General features: G+C 69.3%; 21 protein-coding genes. 7 read left to right on the top strand and 14 right to left on the bottom strand.

Annotation, left to right across the window (positions count from 1 at the left end):
* Nucleotides 1-48: 48 nt before the first annotated feature.
* From A4X17_RS13555 to murI, 4 genes are all read right to left on the bottom strand, one after another.
* Complete coding sequence (locus tag A4X17_RS13555) at nt 49-960, bottom strand: cation diffusion facilitator family transporter (protein ID WP_064296206.1); 912 nt, start codon at nt 958-960, stop codon at nt 49-51.
* 77 nt (nt 961-1,037) lie between these two features.
* Nucleotides 1,038-1,673, bottom strand: coding sequence for an RdgB/HAM1 family non-canonical purine NTP pyrophosphatase (rdgB, locus tag A4X17_RS13550; RefSeq protein ID WP_064296205.1), 636 nt, complete (start codon nt 1,671-1,673; stop codon nt 1,038-1,040).
* Nucleotides 1,673-2,407 carry a ribonuclease PH gene (gene rph, locus A4X17_RS13545; RefSeq protein ID WP_064296204.1) on the bottom strand — a complete coding sequence of 245 codons (735 nt, stop codon included), beginning with the start codon at nt 2,405-2,407 and terminating at the stop codon, nt 1,673-1,675. Before rph ends, rdgB begins: the two co-directional genes overlap by 1 nt.
* A complete protein-coding gene (gene murI, locus A4X17_RS13540) occupies nt 2,400-3,245 on the bottom strand; it encodes a glutamate racemase (protein WP_064296203.1) in 846 nt (281 codons plus the stop codon). The genes rph and murI overlap by 8 nt, the downstream gene beginning before the upstream one ends.
* An 87-nt stretch (nt 3,246-3,332) precedes the next feature.
* On the opposite strand from murI, the gene A4X17_RS13535 reads away from it, so the two are divergent.
* Entirely contained in the window at nt 3,333-4,661 is a 1,329-nt protein-coding gene (locus A4X17_RS13535) for a nicotinate phosphoribosyltransferase (protein ID WP_082916173.1), read from the top strand.
* Nucleotides 4,662-4,704: 43 nt separating this feature from the next.
* Here the strand turns inward: A4X17_RS13535 and A4X17_RS13530 are convergent, their stop codons facing one another.
* From A4X17_RS13530 to A4X17_RS19835, 3 genes are all read right to left on the bottom strand, one after another.
* A complete protein-coding gene (locus A4X17_RS13530) occupies nt 4,705-4,980 on the bottom strand; it encodes a DUF3039 domain-containing protein (protein ID WP_064296346.1) in 276 nt (91 codons plus the stop codon).
* A gap of 95 nt (nt 4,981-5,075) precedes the next feature.
* Complete coding sequence (locus A4X17_RS13525; RefSeq protein ID WP_064296202.1) at nt 5,076-6,647, bottom strand: hypothetical protein; 1,572 nt, start codon at nt 6,645-6,647, stop codon at nt 5,076-5,078.
* Nucleotides 6,623-8,395, bottom strand: a complete 1,773-nt coding sequence (locus A4X17_RS19835) for an ATP-binding cassette domain-containing protein (protein WP_369808463.1) — start codon at nt 8,393-8,395, stop codon at nt 6,623-6,625. The genes A4X17_RS13525 and A4X17_RS19835 overlap by 25 nt, the downstream gene beginning before the upstream one ends.
* A 271-nt stretch (nt 8,396-8,666) precedes the next feature.
* Here A4X17_RS19835 and A4X17_RS13510 point away from each other — a divergent pair, with 271 nt between their 5' ends.
* The 5 genes from A4X17_RS13510 to A4X17_RS13490 all read left to right on the top strand — a co-directional run bounded on the left by A4X17_RS13510 (nt 8,667) and on the right by A4X17_RS13490 (nt 13,518).
* The gene (locus tag A4X17_RS13510; RefSeq protein WP_064296200.1) at nt 8,667-9,359 is read left to right on the top strand and encodes an NTP transferase domain-containing protein; all 693 of its coding nucleotides are present in this window, start codon (nt 8,667-8,669) and stop codon (nt 9,357-9,359) included.
* 117 nt (nt 9,360-9,476) lie between these two features.
* Nucleotides 9,477-10,244, top strand: coding sequence for an ABC transporter permease (locus tag A4X17_RS13505; RefSeq protein WP_064296199.1), 768 nt, complete (start codon nt 9,477-9,479; stop codon nt 10,242-10,244).
* Entirely contained in the window at nt 10,244-11,002 is a 759-nt protein-coding gene (locus A4X17_RS13500; protein ID WP_064296198.1) for an ABC transporter ATP-binding protein, read from the top strand. The genes A4X17_RS13505 and A4X17_RS13500 overlap by 1 nt, the downstream gene beginning before the upstream one ends.
* A gap of 74 nt (nt 11,003-11,076) precedes the next feature.
* Nucleotides 11,077-11,958 (top strand): hypothetical protein, encoded by an 882-nt coding sequence (locus A4X17_RS13495; protein WP_064296197.1) that lies wholly within the window; start codon nt 11,077-11,079, stop codon nt 11,956-11,958.
* A gap of 84 nt (nt 11,959-12,042) precedes the next feature.
* On the top strand, nt 12,043-13,518 hold the full coding sequence (locus A4X17_RS13490; protein WP_157583520.1) for a glycosyltransferase: 1,476 nt from the start codon (nt 12,043-12,045) through the stop codon (nt 13,516-13,518).
* On the opposite strand, the gene A4X17_RS13485 is transcribed toward A4X17_RS13490, so the two are convergent.
* From A4X17_RS13485 to A4X17_RS13460, 6 genes are all read right to left on the bottom strand, one after another.
* A complete protein-coding gene (locus A4X17_RS13485) occupies nt 13,439-14,647 on the bottom strand; it encodes an acyltransferase (RefSeq protein WP_064296195.1) in 1,209 nt (402 codons plus the stop codon). The two genes, A4X17_RS13490 and A4X17_RS13485, sit on opposite strands and share 80 nt — an antisense overlap.
* Before the next feature lie 53 nt (nt 14,648-14,700).
* A complete protein-coding gene (locus A4X17_RS13480; protein ID WP_064296194.1) occupies nt 14,701-16,002 on the bottom strand; it encodes a CDP-glycerol glycerophosphotransferase family protein in 1,302 nt (433 codons plus the stop codon).
* 68 nt (nt 16,003-16,070) lie between these two features.
* Nucleotides 16,071-16,955, bottom strand: a complete 885-nt coding sequence (locus tag A4X17_RS13475) for a glycosyltransferase family 2 protein (protein WP_064296193.1) — start codon at nt 16,953-16,955, stop codon at nt 16,071-16,073.
* Nucleotides 16,955-17,782, bottom strand: a complete 828-nt coding sequence (locus A4X17_RS13470) for a CDP-alcohol phosphatidyltransferase family protein (RefSeq protein ID WP_064296192.1) — start codon at nt 17,780-17,782, stop codon at nt 16,955-16,957. The genes A4X17_RS13475 and A4X17_RS13470 overlap by 1 nt, the downstream gene beginning before the upstream one ends.
* Nucleotides 17,783-18,850: a glycosyltransferase family 2 protein gene (locus A4X17_RS13465; RefSeq protein ID WP_064296191.1), complete on the bottom strand. Its 1,068-nt coding sequence runs from the start codon at nt 18,848-18,850 to the stop codon at nt 17,783-17,785.
* A 121-nt stretch (nt 18,851-18,971) separates the two neighbouring features.
* Nucleotides 18,972-20,633, bottom strand: a complete 1,662-nt coding sequence (locus A4X17_RS13460) for a trypsin-like peptidase domain-containing protein (RefSeq protein ID WP_064296190.1) — start codon at nt 20,631-20,633, stop codon at nt 18,972-18,974.
* A 158-nt stretch (nt 20,634-20,791) separates the two neighbouring features.
* On the opposite strand from A4X17_RS13460, the gene A4X17_RS13455 reads away from it, so the two are divergent.
* Entirely contained in the window at nt 20,792-21,988 is a 1,197-nt protein-coding gene (locus A4X17_RS13455; RefSeq protein WP_064296189.1) for an aminotransferase class I/II-fold pyridoxal phosphate-dependent enzyme, read from the top strand.
* A gap of 62 nt (nt 21,989-22,050) precedes the next feature.
* Here the strand turns inward: A4X17_RS13455 and A4X17_RS13450 are convergent, their stop codons facing one another.
* Nucleotides 22,051-22,947 carry a glycine betaine ABC transporter substrate-binding protein gene (locus A4X17_RS13450; RefSeq protein WP_064296188.1) on the bottom strand — a complete coding sequence of 299 codons (897 nt, stop codon included), beginning with the start codon at nt 22,945-22,947 and terminating at the stop codon, nt 22,051-22,053.
* Nucleotides 22,948-22,967: the final 20 nt, after the last annotated feature.

The following is a 22,967-nucleotide window of genomic DNA, read 5'->3' as shown; positions in this document are numbered from 1 at the left end:
GTGGCGCCGCTCGCGCGAGTGGCGCAACAACCGGACCCGCCCCGCGCGTCAGCGGTGGTGCGACTCCTCGTGGGAGGCGTGTTCCTCGGGCTCCAGCTGGAACGTCGAGTGCTCGACGTCGAAGTGGTCGTGGAGGCACGAACCGAGACGGTCGAGCAGCTCCCCCGTGCCACCGTCGGCGAACACCTCCTGCCGGGCGACGACGTGGGCCGAGAAGACCGGCTGGCCGGACGTGATCTGCCAGACGTGGACGTCGTGGACGGCGACGACCCCGTCGGTGCCGAGCAGGTGGTCCCTGATCTCCTGCACGTCCGTGTCCGAGGGCGCGGACTCGCTGAGGACGTGGACGACGTCGCGGAGCAACGACCACGCCCGCGGCACGATCATCGCGGCGATCGCGAGCGAAGCGATGGCGTCGGCCTGAGCGAAGCCCGTCAGCATGATGACGACCGCGGCGATGATCACGGCGATCGAACCGAGGAGGTCGCCGAGGACCTCGAGGTACGCGCCGCGCATGTTGATCGACGTGTCACGGCCGCCGCGCAGCACCTGGAGGGCGACGAGGTTCGCCACGAGACCGATGACGGCGACGATCAACATCGGAAGGCTCTTGACCTCCGCGTCCGCCGGCTCGACGAGGCGGGACACCCCCTCGATGAGGACCGACACCGCGACGGCGATCAGGATGAGCGCGTTGATGAGCGCGCCGAACACCTCCGCGCGCTGATACCCGAAGGTCTGGCGATCGGTGGCCGGGCGCGCGGCCACGATCGTGGCGACGAGCGCGATGACCAGCCCGGTGAGGTCCGACAGCATGTGCCCGGCGTCGGCGAGGAGGGACAGCGAACCGCTCACCCAGGCACCGACGAGTTCGACCACGAGGACGGTCGCGATGATGGCGATCGCCACCGCGAGTCTCCTGCGGTTGGCGGTGCCGGCGTGTGCGTGATCGTGACCCATGATGCATCAACCGTAGGAGCTTCCCAGCGCCCGCGGAAGGGTTCATGCCGAGATAGGAATGGTCCTGAGTATCATGCTCAGCTGGCGGTCGACGCGGGCCCCTCGGGCACGAGCCGCTGCAGCACCGGGACGAGCGCTCGGAAGGCGAGTGCGCGGTGGCTCAGCTCGTTCTTCTCAGCCGGTGACAGCTCCGCCGCCGTCCGATGCTCGCCGTCCGGGATGAACGCCGGGTCGTACCCGAAGCCGTTGGTCCCCCTCGGCTCCGTCGCGAGGGCTCCGCGCCAGGTGCCGACGGCGACGTGCTCGAACGGCTCCATCCCGTCGATCCCAGGCGGCACCACGAGGGCGAGGTGGCAGGCGAACCAGGCGGCACGATGCTCCTCGTGCACGTCCCGCAGCTGATCGAGGAGGAGGGCGAGGTTCGCGGTCGAGTCGTGCTGCGAGCCGGCCCAGCGCGCCGAGAAGATGCCCGGCGATCCACCCAGGATCTCGACGCCGATGCCGGAGTCGTCGGCGAGCGCGATGGAGCCGGTGTGGGCGGCGGCGACCCGAGCCTTGATCAACGCGTTCTCGCTGAAGGTCGTGCCGTCCTCGACGGGCTCCGGGCCGTCGTAGGCGAGGACCGTGATCCCGGGGACGTCGCGGCTGACGAGCCGCTGGAACTCCTCGACCTTGTGCTGGTTGTGCGTCGCGAGGACGATCTCGACGCTCATCAGCGTCCGAGGGCCTCGAACTGGATGGCCTTGAGCGACGCAGCGCCACCGACGGCGAGGTCGAGCAGGGAGTCGAGTTCGCGGCGGTCGAACGGGGCACCCTCGGCCGTCCCCTGCACTTCGACGAACGATCCGCCGCCGGTGACGACGACGTTCATGTCGGTCTCGGCGCGCACGTCCTCGACGTAGGCGAGGTCGAGCATGGGCACGCCGTCGATGATGCCGACCGAGACGGCCGAGACGCTGTCGGTGAGGGGCGACGCCTTCTGCGAGATGAACTTCTTGCCGCGCGCCCACTCGATCGCATCGGCGAGGGCGACGTAGGCGCCGGTGATCGCCGCTGTGCGGGTGCCACCGTCCGCTTGCAGGACGTCGCAGTCGATGACGATCGTGTTCTCGCCGAGGGCCTTGGTGTCGATCACGGCGCGGAGGCTCCGACCGATGAGTCGCGAGATCTCGTGGGTACGACCGCCGATCTTGCCCTTGACCGCTTCACGGTCCATCCGCTCGTTGGTGGAACGGGGCAGCATCGCGTACTCCGCGGTGACCCAGCCGCGACCCTTGCCGTTCAGCCAGCGCGGCACGCCGTTGGTGAAGGACGCCGTGCAGAGGACCTTCGTCCGGCCGAAGCTGATGAGTGCCGAACCCTCGGCCTGCTCGCTCCAGCCGCGCTCGATCGTGATGGGACGCAGCTGGTCGTTGGTGCGGCCGTCGGCGCGCGCGATGTCACTCATGGATGTGCTCCTCGAACTGGTGGGATGGAAGGTCGATCACGCCGGTCTGAACGAGCGAGACGGTGGAGATCTCCCGACCCATCAGACGGTTGGCGAGGGCGAGGAAGTCGTCGGCGCTGCTCCCGGTCGCCTCGTACCGGTGGGTGGCGGGTTCGCTGCTGTCGCGCAACAGGTCACGGGTGACGAGTACGCGGTAGACGTCGTTCGCGGTCTCGGTGTCGCTCGAGACGAGCGACACCTGCGGACCCATCACGTAGCTGATCGCGCCCTTGAGGAAGGGGTAGTGGGTGCATCCGAGGACGACGGTGTCGACGCCGGCGTGCCGGAGCGGCGCCAGGTACTCCTCAGCGGCCTCGAGGAGGTCGGGGCCGGTCGTGACGCCGGCCTCCACGAACTCGACGAACCGGGGGCAGGCCTGGCCGAACACCGTCAGCTCGGGATTGACCTCGAACAGGTCCTGATACGCCCGCGAGTTGATCGTGCCCTCGGTCCCGATGACGCCGATGCGCCCGTTCCTCGTGCTCCGGACCGCGGTCCGCACAGCGGGCTGGATCACCTCGACCACGGGGACCGAATAGCGTTCTCGGGCATCGCGGAGCATGGCCGCCGATGCGGTGTTGCAGGCGATCACCAGCATCTTCACGCCCTGGTCGACGAGCGAGTCGAGGACCTCGAGCGAGTAGCGCCGCACGTCGGCGATGGGCTTCGGACCGTAGGGCGAGTGAGCCGTGTCGCCGATGTAGATCACGGACTCGGCGGGGAGCTGATCGCTGACCGCTCGCGCCACCGTGAGTCCGCCGACGCCGGAGTCGAAGATGCCGATGGGTGCGTCGTTCACGATGACCCAGCCTACCGCCCCTGCCGATCGACGTCGCTGACCGACCGATCACCACGTTCCGAGCACGCTCGCGGCTAGGCTGAACAGGTGCACGAGTCCTCAGCTCTCCTCACCGACCGATACGAACTCACGATGCTGGACGCCGCCCTTCATCGCGGCACCGCGGATCGGGAGTGCCTGTTCGAGCTCTTCGCCAGACGCCTCTCCGGCGGCCGCCGCTACGGCGTCGTGGCCGGCACGGGCCGCTTCCTCGAACTGCTCAAGCACTTCCGCTTCGGTGAATCGGAACTCGAGTGGCTGCGCGAGGAGGGCGTCGTCAGCACGACGGCGCTCGACTGGCTCGCCGACTACCGCTTCTCGGGTTCGATCTGGGGCTACCGCGAGGGCGAGGTCTTCTTCCCCGGTTCGCCGATCCTGGTCGTGGAGGGCACGTTCGCCGAGGCCGTCATCCTCGAGACGCTGGCGCTCAGCGTGTTCAACTACGACAGCGCCGTCGCCACGGCTGCCGCCCGCATGACCTCTGCGGCTGGCAGCCGTCCCCTGGCCGAGATGGGCTCCCGTCGGACGGGCGAACGGTCGGCCATCGCCGCAGCCCGGGCGGCGTACATCGCCGGCTTCAGCGCCACCTCGAACCTCGAGGCCGGACGCAGCTGGGGCATCCCGACGATGGGGACGGCCGCGCACTCCTTCACGCTCCTGCACGACTCCGAGGAGGACGCCTTCCGAGCCCAGATCGACACGATGGGCGCCGGGACCACGCTGCTCGTCGACACCTACGACATCGAGGAGGCCGTGCGACTCGGCGTGCGCCTCGCGGGCCCGGAGCTCGGAGCCGTGCGCATCGACTCTGGCGACCTGCCGATCGTCGTCGACCAGGTCCGCCGCCTCCTCGACGGACTCGGCGCCACGTCGACCCGCATCACGGTCACCAACGACCTCGACGAGCACGCCGTCGCCGCCCTGGCCGCATCCCCGGTCGACTCCTACGGCGTCGGCACCTCCGTGGTCACCGGCTCCGGCTCCCCCGCCATGGGCATGGTCTACAAGCTCGTGGCGCACCGTGACGACCAGGGCGACTGGATCAGTGTCGCGAAGAAGTCGGCCGAGAAGGCGACCGTCGGCGGCCGCAAGACGGCTGCGCGGGCCTACGACCGGCACGGGGTCGCCCGCGAGGAGCGTATCTACCTCGGCGACGGTCCGGCCGGCGAACACGAGGGTGCGGCCGACGCCGCCTCGGAACGTCCCTTGATGGTCCAGCTCGTCGAAGGCGGACTCGTGGACGAGCAGTACCTCGGCGCCGCGGGGACGCGCCAGGCGAGGGAACACCGGGCACAGGCGGTGGGGGAACTGCCACCCCGGGCCGTCAGCCTCACCCGCGGCGACCCCGTACTCCCGACCGTGTACCTCGAAGACTGACCGCGGCGACGCGTCTCAGCGTCGGCCGCGGTGCGCTCCAGCGTCAGTCGCGGAGGAGCTTCTCGTAGATCTCCTTGCAGGCCGGGCAGATCGGGAACTTCTCGGGGTCGCGACCCGGCGTCCACTTCTTGCCGCAGAGCGCCTTCACCGGCTTGCCGCTCAACGCCGATTCGAGGATCTTCTCCTTCTTGACGTAGTGCGAGAAGCGCTCGTGATCGCCGGGCTCGATGTTCTCGCTCTCGATCAGCTCCTCGAGCTCACGATCCATGATCGCCGTGCTCCCACCGTCGGGCGTGCCACCGGGATCGATCGTGCTCATCTGCTGCTTCGTGCTGTCATGCTGCGCCATGGCTCCATGGTACCGCCGGACGGCACCCGGGTCTCCTGCGGGCCGATCCGGTCGCCGACGTCGGGTCAGTGCGAGCTGGCGAAGCCGACGATCTCGGGGCTGCGGCGATCGAAGACGCGACCGCCGGCGAAGATCCCGATCACGAGGACCAGGATGCCCGTGCCCGCACCGACCGCGAGAGCCCCGAAGTTCCAGTTCGGCTCACCGGTGAGCCCGAGCACGGCCAACCAGCCGGCGGGAATCGTGAGCAGGACCGTACCGAGCAGGCTCAGGAACTGCGCGGACATGCCGCTGCTGCCCGGCACCTGCGGCTGCTGGAACGGGCTGTCGCCGGGAAGCGACGTCGGGTATGGGAACCGCGCGGACACAAAGCTCGCGATACCGGCACCGCTGAACAACAGGCACGTGCTCACACCGATCATCGACGGCAGGGCGTCCCAGTCGCCGTAGAACAGGATACTCAGCGTCGACCCGACCGCGATGAGCGGGATGCCGATGAGGAGCACGGGGAAGAGCCGGCCGATCCGGTCCGATCGTCCGCGGACCCCCGAGGCGACGTGCAGCCAGACCGCGGTCGAATCGAAGGCGAGGTCGTTGTGCAGGAGCCAGCCGAGGAACCAGCACACGACCGGGAGTGGGACGAGTGCGAGGACGTTCATCGGGATGCCGGCGACGAGCATGGGCACGAAGAAGATGAAGGGCGCGATCGGGATGATGACGAGGGAGACGAGGTACCGCGGGTCGCGCAGCCAGTAGGTCATGCTCCGAGCGGCGATGGCTCCGGACGGGGAACCGGGGAGCAGGTCGAACCAGCCCAGACCGGTGCTGTCGCGGCCCGTCCCGAGGCGTTCCGGCGTCACGAGCAGTCGGGCGACGAACGCCTGCCAGGCGAACCAGAGCAGCGCGATGGTCGCCGCGGTGAGCAGCAGCTTGACGATCGCCGGCGCGATGCCGCCGAGTGCGGCATCACCGGGGAACGACCAGACGGCGCCGAGCGGGGTCCAACTGAGGATGTCAGCGACCCGGCCGAGGACGGCGAACCCGTCGCGCTGCCAGTCCACGGTGGTGAGGGCGATGATCGCCGGCGCCACGGCGATGATGAGCACCAGCCCGAGGACACCCATGACCTCCTTGGCGCGACGCGTCGCGAGGAGGCTCGCGGAGATCGAGGTGGCGATCCGGGCCAGGAGCGCGCAGAGCAGCACGCCGAGGACCGCGGAGACCACGGCGAGGACGGCGGGCAGCGGCGACCGCGACCAGGTGACCACCGACGAGGCCGCGAGGACGGCGAGGACGAGTGACGGCACCGACACGAGCGCTGTCACGAGTAGGCCGGCCGACAGGGTGCGGTTGGGCAGCCCGAAGAGCGAGAACGCCCGAGGATCCAGCTGGTCGTCGACACCGAAGACGAGCGGCAGGATGATGAAGCCCAGGACGACGGCCGATCCGGCCAGCACGAGCAGGTTGCGCGTGACCTCCGGGTCGCCACCACGCAGCGCGACGAGACCGGTGCTCGCGAGCACGACGATCCACACGCCGACCGCGATCGCGAGGACGAGCCCGACCAGTCGCCAGGGGCTGCGGCGGAACGCGTTGAGCGTCAGCTGCAGTTTCAGTCGGAGAAGCTGTGCAACCATTCCATTCCCTCTGCCGACTTGCGGCCCCCGGCGAGCTCGACGAACCGCTCCTCGAGCGTGCCCGTTCCGCGCACCTCGTCGACGGACCCGGCGGCCAGCACCTTGCCCTGCACGATGATGGCCACGTGATCGCACACGCGCTGGATGAAGTCCATGCCGTGGCTCGAGAGCACGACGGTCCCGCCGTTGGCGACGTACCGCTGGAGGATCTCGATGACGTTCGCCGCGGAGACCGGATCGACCGATTCGAACGGCTCGTCGAGGATGAGGACACGCGGCGAATGGATGAGTGCGGCTGCCAACGCGATCTTCTTCGTCATGCCCGCCGAGTAGTCGGAGACGAGACGGCCGAGCGCGTCGTCGAGACCGAAGGCACGAGCCAGATCGGTGGTCCGTGACTTGACGGTCGCGGGGTCGAGCCCCCGCAGGACGCCGGAGTAGTACAGGAGCTGGCTGCCGGTCAGGCGGTCGAAGAGCCGCAGCCGGTCGGGCAGCACGCCGATCGCACGCTTGGCCTCGGCGGGATCCTGCCAGACGTCGACGCCCTGGACCGTGATGGACCCTGCGTCGGGACGGAGGAGACCCGTGACCATGGACAGGGTGGTCGTCTTGCCGGCGCCGTTCGGCCCGACGATGCCGTAGAACGAGCCACGTCGGACCTCGAGGTCGACGCCGTCCACCGCGACCGTGTCGCCGAACTGCTTGACGAGTCCCGAGATCGACAGGACGACGGGATGGGCGCCATCGCCGTCGGCCTCGCTGCGCTGCGACGTCGCGGCGGGTGACGAGTTGGCGGCGGACGACGGTGTCGGCGCGGGACGGCCGGCAGGACGCTTCGGTGCTGCAACCGGAGTGACGGCCTCCTCCCGCGGAGGCGCCACCGATACGGACCCCGACGGTGCCGGCGTCGCCTGCCGGGCCGTGTCGTCCACAGCCTCCCCGGCGATGGATGACGCGGTCGGCGGGGTCTCGGTCTGCGTGGCGTCGGCCCGAGTCTCCTCGACGGCGATCCGGTCGACGACCTCGGGGGAAGGCTGCTCGGAGGGCGTCGACGTCGTCGGCCGTTCGACCGATCCCGGTGCGCTGACCTCGTCGAGCACGCCGGCGGCTGCGGCGGCCGTCTGTTCGGGCTGCTTCGCGACGCTGGTGCGCGCCGGCGTGCGCTTGGCCGGCGTCCGGGCCGTCGTGGACTTCGTCGTCGAGGTGCGGGCGGTGGTCGTCTTGGCGCCGGCGGCCTTGGTCGCCGGCTTCGCGGCGGTGGTGCGCGCGGTCGTCGACCGGGGCGTCTTCGGGGTGGTGCTCGTCTCGACCGACGCAGTGGCCTCCGGAGCATCGGCAGCTGCAGCAGCCGACTTCGCGGGCGTGCGCTTCGCAGCGGTGGTGCGCGCCGTCGTCGACTTGGTGGCCGTGGTCTTCGCCGTCGAGGTCCGAGCGGTCGTCGAGCGTGCCGTGGTCGTCTTGGGTGCCGGCTTCGTGGCGTCCCCGGGCTCCCCCGAGGTCTCGCTCGCCGACGTGGCGCGGGTGCGGGGCGTGCTCGGCCGCTTCGCCGGGGCCTTCGCCGTTCCGGCAGCCCGAGGCGTCGTCGAGCGGGGTGCGCGCTTCGGTGCCGCAGCGGCCTGATCGTCGGAAGGGGTCGACGGCGCAGGTGCGCCGGCGGCATCGGCGGTGTTCGGCGTGCCCGGACTCGTCGGCGTGCCGTCGGCAGGCGCCGGCTGCTGAGCGGGATCTGGCGGAGTCGTGGAAGTCACCAAGCAAACCTACCAACAGCGGCGGCCGGAGCGGACAGCGGAGTCTCAGGATGAACGGTTGACACATCTCCCCCAAGCTGTGTAAACGCCGGGTGGTCGATCACAAAACGACAACGGACCCTGGGAACCCCTGACAGACGGAGTTCACCGCGGCTAGCCTGTATTTTGGCATAACGGAGTGTCTTTCAATGCACGTCTTGGTTAATCCTCGGTGAATCGTCCACAGCATCGTGGCACCGCGTGATTCCATACCCACACTGAGGAGAACAACGTGACCACCCAGGTAGTGATCCTTGCCGCAGGGATGGGCAGCCGTCTCGGCCGCTCGCTTCCCAAGCCCCTGACCGAGCTCAGCGACGGCCGCACCATCATGCAGCAGCAGTTCGACAACATCCACCACGCGTTCGGAGCGAGCGCCAAAGTGACGATCGTCGTCGGCTACAAGCTCGAGCACATCATCGAAGCGTTCCCCGACGCCTCCTTCGTCTACAACGAGCAGTACGACCAGACCAACACCTCGAAGAGCCTCATGCGCGCCCTCGCGGCGTCTCAGGCCGGTGGCGTGCTCTGGATGAACGGCGACGTCGTCTTCGACCCGGCCGTCCTCGACCGCGCTGCCGCGATGATCGCCAAGGACCGTTCGTTCGTGACCGTCAACACCTCCAAGGTGTCCGACGAGGAAGTCAAGTACACGACGAGCGCCGAGGGCTACATCAAAGAGCTCTCGAAGACCGTCGTCGGCGGGCTGGGCGAGGCCGTGGGCATCAACTACATCTCGTCGCAGGACAAGACGATGCTCCACCGCTACCTGACCAAGGTCGGCGACCAGGACTACTTCGAGCGCGGCATCGAGCTCGCCATCGAGCGCGAGGGCATGCTCGTCGAGCCGGTCGACATCTCCGACCTCTACGCGGTCGAGGTCGACTTCGCCGAGGACCTCGAGCGCGCGAACCTCTTCGTCTGAGGTCCCCGTCCACATCGCACACGAACGCCGTCCCGACGCTGAGCGTCGCGGGCGGCGTTCCTGCGTCACCTCGATAAGGTTGGTCACGTGAGTTCTTCAGCTGAGACGCGGCCAAGGATGTCGCGATCGGCGAGGTACCGCCACGCGCTCTGGATCCTGACGGTCCGAGACCTGCGCGTGCGCTACTCGACGAGCGCGCTCGGCTACGTGTGGTCCATCCTCGACCCGCTCGTCATGAGTGGGATCTACTGGTTCGTCTTCACGCAGGTGTTCCGGCGCGACGTCGGCGAGGAACCCTACATCGTGTTCCTCCTCGCGGCACTGCTGCCGTGGATGTGGTTCACCGGATCGGTGTCCGACAGCACCCGCGCCTTCCTGCGCGAGGCGAAACTCGTGCGTTCGACGACGATCCCCCGGACCATCTGGGTGAACCGGATCGTGCTGTCGAAGGGCATCGAGTTCCTCGCTGCGCTCCCGGTCCTTGCGGCGTTCGCGATCTTCAGCGGCGCGCAGGTCAACCTCGACATCGTGCTGTTCCCGCTCGCCATCGTCATCCAAGCCGTCCTGACGATCGGGCTCTGCCTGATCGTCGCTCCGCTCGTCGTGTTCTTCCGCGATCTCGAGCGCGCCGTCAAGCTCGTCCTGCGGTTCATGTTCTACGCGACGCCGATCATCTACAGCACGACGGCGCTGCCCGACAGGATCGAGCCCTTCGCGGCGTTCAACCCGCTCAGCGGGATCTTCGCGCTCTACCGTTCCGCGTTCTTCCCACAGGAGCTCAACTGGCACCTCGTGGGTGTGTCCGCCGCCATGTCCACGGTCATCCTCGCGGTCGGTCTCCTCGTCTTCAAGCGCTGCGAGCGCTCCGTGCTGAAGGAGATCTGATGCCCACAGGCAACGCAACCGCCGCTCGGCCGGCGATCTCGGTGGCCGACGCAGGGATCCGGTTCCGGCGCAACCGTGGCGGTCGGCGGAGTTTCAAGGACCTCTTCGCCGGTCGCGACCGACGCTCGAAGCCGGGTGAGTTCTGGCCCCTGCGCCACGTCTCCTTCGATGTCGCCCCCGGAGAGGCCATCGGCGTCGTCGGACGGAACGGTCAGGGCAAGTCGACGCTGCTCAAGCTCGTCGCGGGCGTCGTCCTGCCCGATGAGGGCACCATCGGCGTGCACGAGGGTGTCGCGCCGCTCATCGAGATCACCGGCGGCTTCGTCAACGACCTGACGGTCCGCGACAACGTGTACCTGACGGCCGGCCTCCACGGCATGTCCCGGCGCGAGATCGACGGACGGTTCGACGACATCATCGCCTTCGCCGAGATCGCCGACTTCGTGGACACCCCGTACAAGCATCTCTCGAGCGGCATGAAGGTCCGCATCGCCTTCGCGGTGATCGCACAGCTCGAGGAGCCGATCATCCTCGTCGACGAGGTCCTCGCCGTCGGCGACCGCGCGTTCCGCGAGAAGTGCTACCGGCGCATCGAGGAACTCCTCGATGGCGGGCGCACCCTGTTCTTCGTCTCGCACAACGAGAAGGACCTCCGACGCTTCTGCACGAGGGGGCTCTACCTCGACAAGGGGGCGCTCGTGCTCGACGCGCCGATCGACGACGTGCTCGACCGCTACAACGCCGACTACAACAGCTGAGGCCTGCCAGCAAGCGTCACTCGACCTGCAGTGGGTCGACGTAGACTGGCCGCCCCGCCCACGAGGAGGCCGTCATGACCGGACCGCAGCAGGGACCCGTTCCGGGTCCCGCCCAGTTCCCCACCGCCGCAGCACAGCAGCCCGTGCTGCCTGAGCCGGGATGGGTGCGGGCGCTCGACCGTCTGCTCTGGGTCCAGCGACCGGTGGTCGTGGCACACATCCGGTCGATCCGGCGGATGTACCCGAACGCTACGGCGGACCAGCTCATCCGTGTCCTGGAGCGTCGGTACCTCACGACGGTGACGACGACGGGAGCCGCCGTGGGCGCGACCGCCGTCGTCCCGGCGATCGGGACGGCGACGACCCTTGCGCTCTCCGGTGTCGAGACGGCGGGGTTCCTCGAGGCGACCGCCCTGTTCGCCCAGTCGGTCACCGAGGTCCACGGCATCGCCCTGGCCGATCCGATGCGATCCCGCGCGCTCGTCATGACCATGATGCTCGGCAAGGCCGGAACCGACCTCCTGCGGAACTTCGGATCCCAGGCGGCCGGGAAGGGTATCCCCCGGCAGGCGTTCTGGGGCCAGACGATCACCCAGGGTCTGCCGTCCATGATCGTGGGCCCCGTCGCCGACCAGTTGCGGGTGCGCTTCGTGAAGCACTTCGCGGCGAGCGGCAGCGCCGGCGTCATCGGCAAAGCACTGCCCTTCGGTGTCGGAGCTGCCGTCGGCGGCATCGGCAATCACATGCTCGGCCGACAGGTCGTCCGTGCCGCTCGCCAGGCGTTCGGACCGGCGCCGTTCGTCGTCCCCCTCGACCTCGAGCCACGGATGCGGGCCGTCTCCGGCCGGTCCGGCCTCGGGAAGGTCCGCGACCAGGTGTTCCGTCGCCGGAAGAACCTGGCCATCGAGGCCGGCAGCGAGACGGTCGGCCCGGACGGGCCCGAACAGCGTCCCTGACCACCCTCGGCGCGCTCGGGCTCAGCGCCGACCGGGCCGGTCCGGATGCGGCATCCCTCCAGGTCCATCGCGTACCGTCGGAGGGTGAGACTTCCATTCCTGCGCCGTCCCCAGAAGCCCTTCCCGGAAGGCCGCCACTTCGCGGTGACCTGGGGTCTGTCGGACGACTTCGGCGGCATGACGGAGGCGATGCTCCAGCGCTCGCGCGCGTTCATCCGATTGGCCGACACCCCCGTCGACGTCCTCACCTTCGACCACCGCGCGGACTACCCCGAGTTGGAGGCACGGCTGCGCACGCGAGGAGACCTGATCGACGGCCTGCGGGTCGTCAACCTCTGGGACTGGCTGCGCGACAACCCCCTGCCGGGTGGGTCCCTCGACCTGGCCCGCCACGGGTTCACCCCGCTCCCCCTGGAGGACGGCAGCACGGAACGACGCCGCGGCGACGTGGTCCTCAGCCGCGAGCGTCACGATGAGTCCGGTCAGATCCTGCAGGTGGACGTCTACCGGACCGACGGCACCCTGCTCCTGTCCGACCGCCGCGACACGCGCGAGCGGGGTGTCAAGGGCGGCCGGTCCGTGGTCCTCTGCGACGACCAGGGCCGTCCCGTACGATCCTGGGGGCGCATCTGGTCCCTGTACCGCGCCTGGTTCGACACGCTCACCGCGGGCGCTCCGGCCTGGATGATCGTCGACAGCAAGACCATCGCCCCGTTCGTCCTGAGCTACCGGAAACGCAACGTCGTCACCGCGCATGTCGTGCACGCCTCGCACCTCCAGGGCACGGAACGACCACACGGTCGGCTGCGGGAGTCACGGCGAGCGGTGTTCGAGGCGCTCGACGACTTCGACCTCGTCGCCCTGCTCAGCGACCGCCAGCTCGCGGACGTGACGACCATGCTCGGCGAGCACGCCTCGCTCGGGGTCATCCCGAACTCGCGCGAACTCGTCGCACCGGACGTCGCGCGTGCACCTCGGCCTCGCAGCCGCGGCATGTTCCTCGGTTCGCTCACGGCCCGGAAACGGCCGGCGAACGCGATCCGCGCCGTCCTCGCCACCACCCCGGTGGACGGGCCTCCCCCGACGCTCGACGTCTACGGCGGCGGGGAACTGCTCGACGAGTTGCAGACGCTCCTCGCCGCCGAGGACCCGGACCACCGCGTCGTCCTCCACGGTTACGACCGCTCGGCCCGGCAGCAGCTCGGCTCGGGTTCGTTCCTCGTCATGACCTCGACCTCCGAGGGCTTCCCGCTCGTGCTCATCGAGGCGATGGCAGCCGGGTGTCTTCCCATCGTGGTCGACGTGCCGTACGGGCCGGCCGACATCGTCCGCGACGGTTGGAACGGGTTCCTCGTGCCGTCCGCGGAACCGGCCGTCGTGTCGGCCGCCATCGAGCGCCTGCTCGCCCTTCCTGAAGCCGAGGTCGACGCGATGCGTCGCAACGCGAGAACGACCGCGGAGCAGTACGACGACGAGGCCGTCACCCGTCGGTGGGCTCAGGAGTTGCACGCGGCCGCTCGCCGGAAGAAGCGGAACGCGCTCGTCCCTCGCGTCGGCTGAGCATCCGGGAACGCACCGCAGCGACCCCCGCCTGTACCCCCCGACCGACGCTGCGCGCCAGGCCGTGGGACGGACGCTCGACGAGCTGGAAGAACCCGGCGGCGACCAGCAGGCTCAGTGGGACACCGACGATCCCGACCAGCCACCAACGCTCATCTCCGAACGAGAAGGCGAGTGTGGCCAGGATCGGGGCGTGCACGAGGTACAGGCTGAAGGACACCTTCCCGAGCCAGAGGACCGGCGGCGCCTCGAGGAGCCGACGGGCGAACGGGCTTCCGATGGCGACGACGATGAGGCCGGCCGCGCCCACACCCGACAGGCCCCAGAGCGCCTGACCGAGCGTCGATGAGGATTCGACGAACGGTCGGGAGAGCCAGCTCGCGACGAGCAGGAGCGCGGACCCGCCCGTGAGCAACGCCCATTGCAGCGGGCGGGACCGATCCGCAGCCCAGGCTCGGAGGTCGTCGAGCCGGACGGCGATCAGCGTACCGATGAAGAACGCCGGCAGGTACACGGCGGCGTCCAGTCCCGCGACCCGTCCGAGCACCATGATCACGGACATCAGTGCGGCGACCGGCCACGCCCAGCGGCGCAGCAACCGAGCGAGTAGGACGGCGATCGGGAGGAGGAGCGTGAAGATCAGCTCCCAGCGCAGCGACCACAGGGTGTTCACCAGGGTGTAGCTCGCCGGCGTCAGGGTGGCCTCCCTCAGGAGGTGCAGCGGGTCGACGCTCGTCGCGTTCGCGTTCGCGATCCACTCACCGGTGGTCACCGACGCCGGGTCCCTCGGGATGAGGAGGATGAGGGCGGCGGCGAACAGCAGCGATCCCCACACGGGGAGGTAGAGCCGCACGAATCGGGCGGCGAAGAACCCCGGCCAGCTCGCGCCGCCTCGCAACAGCGGGAGCGCGACGACGAGACCGCTGAGGACGAAGAACACCTGCACGGCCTCGGTGCCGGCGAAGAGCAGCTTGAGCGGCGTCTCGGTCGCGATGTCCCAGGCGGGCTCCGAGATCCGGCCCGTCGCGAAGGGTCGTGCGAGCAACGACACGTGGTAGAGCACCACGACGACGCTGGCGACACCACGGACTCCGTCGAGGGAGGCCAGTCGCCCGGAGGACGGATTCACCTGCCCGACCCTACGCGGTTCTCCTGGGCGCGGACTCAACGGCTCAGGGCGCCTCAGGCGCGTCCTCTGTCGTCGTCATCCTCGTCTTCGTCCTCATCGTCCTCATGCTCGTCGAGCTTCGGCCCGCCATCGGCGTGCGCGAGGGCGAACCGTTCCCATTCCGACATCAGATGCTCGATGGCGCTGTGGAACCTCGCCGTCGTCACTCCGGGCGTCGTGTCGCCGAAGTAGTACTCGACCCAGTGCTGCAGTCGAGCGACCGTCTCGGGATCACCGAGGAGTCGGTCGACGCCGTCGACGATGTCCGCGGCGTCCGACGCATCCAACCACTCGCACGCCGAGAGGTACCCTCCGGTGTCGATCTCCGCCTCCGGGTTCACGGGACGGGTGATCATGAGCGGCTTCCCGCTCGCGAGGCGGTCGTAGACCATCGCGGAGATGTCGACGATGGCCGCGTCCGCCGCCGCCAGCTGCCAACCGAGGTCGGCACCCGTGTCGACGACGTGCTGGGCCGAGGCGTCCGCACGGTTCGCCTCCTGGAGCGCGGCCATGATCTCGCGGTTCGCGCTCGCGTAGGCCGGATCGACGACACCGCTCCTCGGGTGCGGACGGTACACGACGCGGTGCCGCCCGGTCGCGATGAGTGCTCGGACGAGGGCAACGCCGTGGCTCGCGATCGAGCCGTACGCCGCGGCCGCGCGGTCGCCCTCCCAAGTGGGCGCGTACAGGACGACGGTCCGCTCATCGGGCGTGTAGGGCAGTTCGCCCGAATAGTGGTCGGCCTGGGGGCGGCCGATCATGATCGCGCGCTTGTCGAAGTCGTAGTCCCAGAGCACCCGCTCCAGCCGGTTCCTCGCCGCTTGGCCCGCGATGAGGCTGTAGTCGTAGGCTTTGAACTGGTTCGTCGTCATGTACATCTTGTCGCTCTCGCCGTGGTTGACGAAGACGTGCCAGCGGGAGCCGTAGCGGAACATCTGGAAGTTCTTGGCGTTCTGGTTGACGTACAGCACGACGCGGATGTCCTGTTCGGCAAGCGTGCGCTCGAGGGCGACGACCGTCCGGACGTAGGCCGTCGGGATCGGCGACTCCTCGAACAGCTTCGCCGCCGCCGTCGCACCGCGGCTGAGGATGAGGACGGGCCACCTCTTCGACAGTTCGGCGAGCGGCCGGTACCACTGGCGGATCTGGTACATGTTGACGGCGCCGTCCGCGAAGTACACGGCCATCTTGTAGCGCCCCGGCTCGATCACGGGAGCCGCCTGCATCTGCGCCGCGAGGACGGCTCTGGCCCGGCGGTTGGCGAGCAGGTCCTTGGCGAGCGTGATGGCACGACGACCGTCTCTGATCAGGCCCATGTCAGCTCCAGCATCCGTCAAGCGTAACGACGCCAGGTCACGGTGGGATCACGACGGGCGCCCGCCGCTCAGATGACCGGAGGTCGCCCTGCGCGCGTCATCCGCCAGACCGTCCGCCAGCGCAGTGGGCGACGTTCGCCGGGGTCCGTCCGCCAGCCCTCACGCCAGCCGCCGAACCAGGGGCGGAGGGCCTCCGGCTTCCGCCACCACCGGATCACCTGGATCGCGGTCCAGGAGCCCACATACAGCGGAATGAGCGGTACGGGGAGGTTCCGCCGTGCGAGCCAGACCCGGTTCCGCGCGTTGAGCCGGTAGTAGGCGGTGTGCCTCGTCGGTTCGGTCACCGGGTGGTTCGCTTCGAGGGAGGCCTCGTACCAGGCTCGCCTCCCCTGGTCCCAGACCCGCCAGGCGAGCTCGATGCCCTCATGCGCGTAGAAGAACGGGTCGGCCCACCCACCGACGGCGTCGAACACCGACCGCGGCAGCAGGACGGCCGCTTCGAGGCAGGAGAACACGGCGCTCGAATGCCTGGGGTCCTTGTCGCGGGTTCGCGGCACCCAGCGGGACGGCGTCGCGGCACCGTCCGCGTCGGCGAGCCGGGGCTGGATGAGGCCGATGGACCGGTCCGCGTCGAGCATCGCGATGGCGTCGCGGAGGAACGTGGTGGACGGGATGGTCGCGTCGTCGTCGAGGAAGAAGACGAACTCCCCTTGCACCGCCGCGACACCACGGTTGCGTCCGGCGGGGATCCCGAGGTTCTCGGACAGGGCCAGGCCTCGAGCGCCGTCCGGAAGTCCGGTCGGCTGCCAGCCGTTACCGACCACGACCACGTCGAGCTCCACCGCTTGCTGGGCGAGCACGCTCTCCACGGCTGCGGTGAGCTCGACCGGGCGGGTCCCCTGCGTCAGGACCACGACGCCGACGGAGCGCGTGACCGGGATCGGACCGGACATCACGCGTGGAGCCGTTTCGACGAGACGATCGCGACGAAATGACCGACGAGCGTCAGGAGCGCAAGCGGTACGAGGATCGCGAGCACCCAGCGCATCGCCTCGACGTCGCCGACGAACAGACCGACCACGGAAGCGGCGAAGATCACCATGGTGAGTTCGACCGAGTGGAAGAGCCGGTGGAACGGGAGGAACCGCGCCACCGTCCGCGCCGTCGCGAGCAGTCCCCCGCGCGGCGCCGACTCCTCGGTCGAGTAGGTGAGCTTCGGCGCCCCGAAGCCGGCGCGGGCGACCCGCACCATGTCGTTCAGCGCCTTGTTGAGCACGACGAACAGCGCGAGCGCGAATCCGAGGGTGATCCAGACCAGGTCCTCGGGCGCATCCACCGGCAACGCGGCGGCACGGACACCGAGCGCGATCGCGATGAGTGACTCGGTGGAGTAGTGGCCGACGGAGTCCAGGAACGCACCTGCCGGACTCGACGTCCGCCGCCAACGCGCGACCTCGCCGTCGCAGCAGTCGACGAGCATCTGCGTCTGCCCGAGCACGAGTGCGAGGGCCGGACCGCCGAATCCGGGGATGAGGAGCGCGGCGGCCGTCGCCCACCCGGTCAGGATCATCAGACCCGTCACGCCGTTCGCGCTGATGCTCGTGCGCAGCAGCAACCACGTGATGTACGGCGACAGGTCTCGCAGGTAGAGGTCGGCGGTCCAGTGCTCGGCGTTCTTCCGCGCACGGACCTCCGGCGGTTGCGCCACGGCACGGAGTTCGGCGATCGTCCGCGGGGGCGTGAGCCTCGGCCCGGTTCCGGCCGTGCTGGGATCCGACATCTAGACCGCCTTCGGTGGATTGCGCAGCGCGGAGATGCCCTTCGCGAGCGAGCCGTAGCCGAGCACGAACCCGGTGCCCCAGCAGAAGTGGATGCACGGCAGGACGGCGAGCATCCAGAGGCTCGTGCGTATCCCGTCCCGCCCGGTGACGACGATGCTCGCGAGCAGCACGATGGCCGCATAGGCGATGGGGGCCGCGAACCCGAGGAGCAGCCACGGTGTCGCACCCGCCCCCAGCTGGACCAGGCCTCCGAGCCCGAGCAGCGTGCCGAGCACGATGCCGAGCACCAGGACCGGTGGCGCGAAGTAGCGGAGCGTGCCGCGGGTGGGGAAACTCCGGCTGAGTTCGCCGCGCCAGAGTCCGGTGGAGAAGAACTGTCGCGCCAGGGCGCGCATGCTCGCACGCGGGCGGTAGACGACGCGCAACGCGGGCGTGAACCAGACGAGGCCGCCGGCCTGCTTGATCCGGCGGTTGAGCTCCCAGTCCTGTCCGCGTTTGATGCGCTCGTCGAACATGCCCACCCGCATGAGCATCTCGCGGTCGAAGACGCCGAGGTAGACCGTGTCGGCGGGCCCCTCTCGACCGCCGACGTGGTGGGGTGTGCCACCGAGTCCGACACGCGAGCCGTACGCCCGCGCCACCGCCGTCTCGAAGCTCGTGCGTCCCTGGGCGTCCATGATGCCGCCCACGTTCTGCGCCCCCGTGCGGAGCATGGTCTCGACCGCGAGACGCGCGTAGTCGTCGGGCAGCTCCGAGTGGGCGTCGACCCGGATGACGATCGGATGCGTCGACGCGGCGATCGCCAGGTTGAGCCCGGCCGGGGTCGACCCGACGCGGTTCTCCAGCACGTGGATGCGGGGGTCGGCCGCCTGGAGCTCTCGGACGAGCTCGGTCGTGCCGTCGATGCTCGGCCCGACGGCGATCGTGATCTCCACGTCGCCGGCGTAGTCCTGCGCCAGGAGGCTGTCGACAGCTGCTCTGACGTGTCGGACGTCGTTCAACACCGGCATCACGTAGGAGACTCCGGGCGACGACGATGCGTCGGCCTGGCCTGTGTCGTTCGACATGGGGGTTCACTCCGTGTTTCGTTCGATCGAGCCTAGCAGCCGGTCGTCGGGGTGGCCCGGACGCGGAGGACGCCCGCACGGAGGCCGTGCGGGCGTCCTCCGGGGCGTGACGCCCCGGGTGTCAGAGCGCGAGCTCGCCGAGCGTGACCTCGGCGGTCTGCGAGTCGTTGCCGCGGGTGAAGGTGAGCTTCGCCGTCGCCCCCGCCGCGAGCGCCCGCACCTGAGCGGTCAGGTCGTTCGCACCGGTGACCGGGACGCCGTTGAACTCGGTGACGATGTCCCCGGACTTCAGACCCGCGGCCTGCGCGGCGCCGTTGTCGGTGACCTTGTCGATGAGCGCGCCGGCGACCGTGCTCTTGGCGTCGCTCGAGGCGTCCTTCACGGTCGCACCGAGCAGGCCGTGGGTCGCCTTGCCCGTCTTGATGATCTCGTCCGAGACGCGCTTGGCGATGTTCGCCGGGATGGCGAAGCCGACACCGATGCTGCCGCTCTGCGACGACGAGTCGGTGCTTCCGGCGCTCGCGATCGCGACGTTGACCCCGATGAGCTTGCCGGTGCCGTCGACGAGCGCGCCACCCGAGTTGCCGGGGTTGATCGCCGCGTCGGTCTGGATGACCGCGATGGAGATCGAGGAGGTCGGCGCGGTCGGGGTGGTCTGCCCCGGCACGTCGAAGTTCCAGGGGCTCTGGTTGTCGCCGTTCGAGTCGCCGGACCCGCCGTCGTCGCTCGATCCGGAGTCCGGAACGGCGGAGGAGGCGACGGTGATGCTCCGGTTGAGGGCGCTGACGATGCCGTCGGTGACGGTTCCCGCCAGTCCGAGCGGCGCACCGATCGCGACGGCCGTCTCGCCGACGTTGAGCTTGTCGGAGTTCGCGAACTCCATCGGGCTGAGACCCGAGGCGTCTTCGAGCTTGATGACCGCGAGGTCGTAGATCGGGTCCGTGCCGACGATCTTGGCGTTGTACAGCTTGCCGTTCGCATCGGTGACCCGGATGGTCGGGTCGGCGACCTGGCCGTCCAGGGTGACCACGTGCGTGTTCGTCAGGACGTAACCGTCCTTGCTGAGGATGATCCCCGAGCCGGTGCCGGCGCTCTGCCCGCCCTGGACCGAGAGGGTCACGACGCTCGGCCCGGCCGTCGCGGCGATGGCCGTGGTCAGGCTGACGTCGGCGTCGTCGTTGATGGTGAACGCCTTCGAGCCAGCCTCGTTGCTCGAGACACTCGACTTCGTCGCGTTCGTGACCCAGAGCGTCGCCCCGGCGCCGGACGCTCCTCCGATGAGGGCGCCGACGGCGAGCATCGCGACCATGCCCGCCAGCGGGCGGTTGGTCTTCTTCGTGCGCGCTGCCGGAGGCGTCGGGACACCGGGGTGCTGCCCGGTCGGCTGCTGGGCGTACGGGGACGCACCGTAGGGACCGTGTTGCTGACCAGGCTGCGGCTGTGCCGTGGGCTGCTGACCGGTGGGCTGCTGGTACGCGGCGTACGGGTTCGGCTGCTGCTGACGGGAGAAGGCTGCGGACGGGTGCTGCGGCGCCTGCTGGTACGGCGAGCCCTGCTGGGCCGCGCCGTACGGCTGCTGCGTCGGCTGACCGGCGGGCGGTGCGATCGGTGGCATCGCGGTCGGGGGCGGGAAGTACGCTCCTGAGGTCGACGGCCGTGCCTCGCCCGCGGGAGGCACGGTGCCGCCCGCCTGCTCAGCGGGCGCGGACTGCGGCGCGGTCTCACCGTTCGGGGTGGACTGGGGGTGTTCGGCGGGGTGCTGTCCGTCTGCGGTGTCGGTCATGGCGATTCTGCTCCTTCCAAGCGCAGTCAGCTTCCCGTGCTGAGCTGAGTGTTTCATTCGCGCCCGCTGTGCGCCGGCTAGGGCTTCGCCGTAAGGACCTGCGCACGGTGTCCTAGATTGGGAGCGGCCCGCGCCCGCGGCCACGGAAGGATATCGACATGGTGGTTGACGGACCCTGGCGGCGCACCGCCGAAGGCGCCGGCCTCGTCGACGAGGACGGACACGTCTCGTCGACGATCTTCGCGGAGATGAGCGCGCTCGCGCTGCAGACCGGAGCCGTCAACCTCGGCCAGGGGTTCCCCGACGAGGACGGACCCGAGGCAGTCCTCGCCGAGGCGATTGCGGCCATCGAGCGCGGTGAGAACCAGTACCCACCCGGCCCGGGCACCCTCGACCTCCGCACCGCGATCAGCGAGCACCAGCGACGGTTCTACGGTCTTCAGCCCGACCCGCAGGGAGAGGTGCTCGTCACCGCCGGAGCGACCGAGGCGCTCGCCGCGACCCTGCTCGCCCTCGTCGAGCGCGGCGACGAGGTCGTGACCTTCGAGCCGTTCTACGACGCGTACGGCGGACTCATCGCCCTCGCCGGTGGGCGGCACCGGACGGTCAAACTGCGCGCACCCGACTTCCAGCCGGACCCGGACGAGCTCCTCGCCGCCGTCACCGACCGGACCAGGGTCATCCTGGTCAACACGCCGCACAACCCGACCGGCACCGTCCTCGACCACGCGACGCTCGACCTGGTCGCCGAGTTGGCGGAGCGCCACGATGCGATCATCGTGACCGACGAGGTCTACGAGCACCTGACCTTCGACGTCCGGCACGTTCCGATCGCGACCTTGCCGGGTGCCGCCGGACGCACACTCACGATCTCATCCGGTGGCAAGACCTTCAGCACGACCGGGTGGAAGATCGGCTGGTTGAGCGGACCCCGCGAACTCGTCTCGGCCGTCTCGACAGTCAAGCAGTACCTCAGTTACGTCAACGGCGCACCGTTCCAGCCGGCGATGGCGACCGGACTCCGACTGCCCGACGCCTCGTTCACGGCCATCGCCGACGGCCTGCGCGGCAAGCGGGACCTCCTGAGCGCGGGCCTCTCAGCCGCCGGTTTCGACACCTTCCGTCCGGACGGCACCTACTTCATCGTGGCCGATGCGGCACCGTTGGGCTTCGACGATGCTGCGGCGTTCTGCCGGGCGTTGCCCAAGCTCGCCGACGTCGTGGCGGTGCCGCTGTCGGCCTTCTGCCTCGACCGGCACGACCCGGACTACGCGTCACTGCTCCGGTTCGCGTTCTGCAAACGCGTCGACGTGCTGGAGCGGGCCGTCGACGGTCTCGCCCGACTCCGCGGCTGAGGCTCCGACGCACGAGACGACGGGCACCGGATCGCTCCGGTGCCCGTCGTCTCATCGATCCGCTACTTGGTGAGCGAGTCCACGTACTCCTGGTTGTCGCTGATCCACTGCTTGACGACCGGCGCGTAGTCCTTCGAGTCGCCCTCGTTGAACATCGCGTTCTCGAGCGAGAACAGTCGCTCCGAGTCGAAGTCGAAGTCCTTCAGCCACCCGGCGAGCGTCGGGTACTCATCCGCGAAGTCGGCCTTGCCGAAGCTGTGGATGCCTTCGGCGTCCCCGAGGGCACCCTTCGGGTCCTCGAGGTCCTTGATCGGGAACGCGTCGTAGGCCCAGTGCGGACGCCACAGCGTGACGGCGATGTTCTCGCCGGCGTCGGTCGCGGCCTTCAGCTCCGAGAGCATCGCCGGGGTGCCCGAGGTCAGGAACTCCCAGTCGTCGAGGCCGTACTCGGGGATGACCTTGTCCTGGGTCGCTTCGGTCAGGCCAGCACCGGGGTCGATGCCGACGAGGCGGCTGTCGAAGAGGTCCGCGTTGGCCGCGAGGTCCTCGAGCGAGTCGACAGGGGCGTCCTCGTTGACGGCGATCGTGAGCTTGGCGTCGGTGTTCCAGGCGCCGAGGTCGACGACGTCGTCACCGAACTTCTCGATGTAGCTCGCGTGGGTCGTCGGCAGCCAGACGTCGAGCGTCAGGTCGTAGTCACCGGTGCTGAGGCCGGAGAACACCGGGGCGGGCTCCGCCTCCTCGAGGGTGACGTCGTAGCCCTGCTCCTCGAGCACGGCCTTCCACAGCTCGGAGGCCGCGATGCCCTCGTCCCAGCCGCTGAACACGGCGATGGTCACCGCCTGCTTGTCGCCGTTCTCGAGCGTCTCATCAGCGGCGCCGGCGGAGCAGCCGGAGATGGCGAGCGTCGCCGCCGCCCCCGCTGCGATGGTGGTTGCGATCTTGGTGCGGTACTGCATGTTCGATGATTCCTTTCGTC

The organism is Plantibacter sp. H53 (assembly GCF_001650455.1).
Lineage (GTDB): Bacteria > Actinomycetota > Actinomycetes > Actinomycetales > Microbacteriaceae > Plantibacter > Plantibacter flavus_A.
This window is presented reverse-complemented; position numbering and strand designations above follow the sequence as displayed.